Origin of the sequence: Pseudomonas borbori (assembly GCF_900115555.1) — a bacterium.
Lineage (GTDB): Bacteria > Pseudomonadota > Gammaproteobacteria > Pseudomonadales > Pseudomonadaceae > Aquipseudomonas > Aquipseudomonas borbori.
This window is the reverse complement of sequence record NZ_FOWX01000084.1, coordinates 1-2,654: the sequence shown is the minus strand read 5'-3', so window position 1 is coordinate 2,654 and position 2,654 is coordinate 1. Positions and strand designations below refer to the sequence as shown.

Here is a 2,654-nt window from a genome sequence, read left to right as displayed (position 1 = left end):
CGAAAGGTTGGTGAGCAGTGCGTGGCGTTAAAGGTACCAGCCAATGCGTGGGTCAGCGGATCGATTTGGTATTGCAACGACGGGTACCGAAAGGTTGGTGAAAAATGCGTCTCCGTGTTCGAGTAGTAGTTCCTTTCTTGGGGCGCGGACAGCGGTCCCGGACTAATTTCGGTGCAGTATTTACCTAGAGCAGTCAAAGCTATGACATCGTCACTAACCGGCGCATCGAAAACGCGATGCAAACGAAGCCTCAATAAATCGCATCTACAGCAGAATCCATTTGCCTTGCTCGGCGTTACCACCAGAGACGACCGACGCCATATCGTTGAGCTGGCGGAAGCGAAGTCACTGGAACTCGATCATGATGCATGCCAAAAAGCACGATCAGACTTGACCAGTCCGAGGACGAGATTAAGTGCTGAAATGGCCTGGCTGCCGGGCGTTTCGCCGAGGAAAGCGTCGCAACTTATGTCGGCGTTGCACACGGACCCGATGTCAATTCGCAAGGAATCTGGCCTGCCTACCCTTGCACATCTGAATCTTATTGCAGCGGCATTTGAGGCGGTGGATGGCAATGATTGGGCAGATGATGTTGCCGAGTTCATCAAGGAAATGGCGTACTTGGTCGATGATCTATCAGCGGAGCAAGTGCTGCGCGACGTCAACGAAGACCGCTCGGTATCAGGCTTTCCTGAAGTCAAGGGGGTCGATCAGGTCGAGGCCGAGATGTCGGAGCGGAAGCGTTACTACCGCAACGCCATCAAAGATGCCTTGAATAGACTTCCGACAGCTTCACTTGTTGAAGCGATGACACTGGCAGTTGACGGTATCACCTGCGGAGGGGAGGACCATGCGCCAGAGCTGATAGACGAGCTCGTGGATAGCTATGCCGTCGAAACGCAAGGCTTCCTTCAGAAGGAGGCTGAGAACGCACAAAAATTGATCAAGGCCGCTAGGGACTCTGCAAAGTCTGGCGAGAACGTCGTAAAGCCACTTGTGGACAAACTTGAAGCGGTTGCGCGCAACTGGGACAAGGTCGCACAGCCAATCCAGTTGAGTGCTAAGGCCAGGGGAATCGAGCACGCGCCGAGCCACGAGATCGCTTACTCGATCCGTAGTCTTGCGATCGACTTGTTTAACGAACATGACATGCTTACGCAGTCGCAGAGACTCACCGGACTGATTCAAGAGCTCTTTGCCGAGCTGCCAGAAATCGCGGAGCAGATTGAGCTGGATTCAGACGCTCTTGCCGATATTTCGCAGCGCCGTAATGAGTCTGTCGCGATTGATCCGATTCGTACGCTGTGTGAGAGCGTCCTAAAGAGCATTGAACGCAATCCTCGCGCGGCGCATAGCGAGGGACTTCGCCTGCTCAATGAGGGGGGTGAGTTGTTGAAGGTTGCGCCTATCAAGTCAAGCTCTCCGACATATCTGGAGGCAAAGGACATCCTTGCGATTTCACTCATGCAATGCGCTGTGGCTTACGGTAATGAGACATCAAAGTGGGAGCCATGCGTTTCATTGCTGGAGAATGCACTGAAACTCGCAACGGAAGTGAAGCTTCGCCAGAAAATTAGCGAGAACCTAGTTATCGTCAAAGCGAATCACGCCAGTCTCGGTGATCTTGAGCCTATTGAGAAGGCACCATCCCTGAGTTCGTTCAACGGCATCGGCGTCACACTTTACGGACGCACGGACAAGTATCCTTCTGACGGTTCTTATATGGCGACCTATTACTTTGTGTTTTTCTTCATTCCCATATTTCCAATTGCCCGCTATCGGGTTATTCCAACAGATGGAGGCTATCGATTCTTGGGTAAGGGGCGACTGCGCACATTCGATAAGTGGCATATAGCAATTTCGCTTGGTTTGATTATGCTGATGTTCGCCAACGTATGAGGAGAGGCAATGGAATTCCTATCAAGCCTGTTCGGTGGCAGTAAAGGAAAAAGGGGGCGAGGAAAAAGGGGACGCATTTATTTATAGGTCAGACCGTCCGCTATTGGCCGATCTCTGCCCTTCGTGCCCGGAGGATTGTGATGCCAAACTTGCCGAACATCCACCACTCTACGCCATGCCCCGCTGTTTTCTTCTCCCCCATACCTTAGCCGGAACTATTGCATTCGCACTCAGGGTCATCCTCGAAACGGTCTTTGACCCCTTCCCCGCCAATCCCCAACCTCTCGTTCGCGGCACATCGGCGTGCCGTGCGTTTTGCCGGAGAGGTTGGGTTCAAGGATGCATGCGACGACGGTGTTGTACGGCCAGGTGTTGGTGGTTTTGGCCATCACCCTTTCCGGGGTGTGGGGTGCCACCCAGTGGACGGCTGCCGCGCTCGGCTATCAGGGTCGCCTGGGAGCACCCTGGTTCGAGCTGCTGGGCACGCCGATCTATCACCCTTGGCGTCTGTTCGAGTGGTGGTTCGTCTTCGATGCCTACGCGCCGGATGTCTTCAACGTCGGCGGCAGCATCGCCGCCTGCAGCAGCCTGCTGGCATTGGTGGTGGCCATTGGCATGGCGATCTGGCGTGCGCGCCAGGCTCGGCAGGTCACCACCTACTGTGAAACAGCGTGGAAAACTTTCCAGATTCCCGGGGTAAACAGCGTCCAATAGTTTCCACCCCGGTGTGTGCAACCATCCGGTCTTTTGGCCGG

The 2,654-nt window shown here is 54.4% G+C and carries 1 protein-coding gene and 1 pseudogene; both read left to right on the top strand.

Annotated elements, in window-relative coordinates; all coding sequences use genetic code 11:
• Positions 1 to 201 precede the first annotated feature (201 nt).
• Positions 202 to 1,899 carry a hypothetical protein gene (locus BM315_RS24900; RefSeq protein ID WP_212633005.1) on the top strand — a complete coding sequence of 566 codons (1,698 nt, stop codon included), beginning with the start codon at positions 202 to 204 and terminating at the stop codon, positions 1,897 to 1,899.
• Positions 1,900 to 2,238: 339 nt separating this feature from the next.
• Positions 2,239 to 2,574: pseudogene (locus BM315_RS24030) on the top strand (conjugal transfer protein TraG); the annotation flags it as partial.
• Between the last annotated feature and the right edge of the window lie 80 nt (positions 2,575 to 2,654).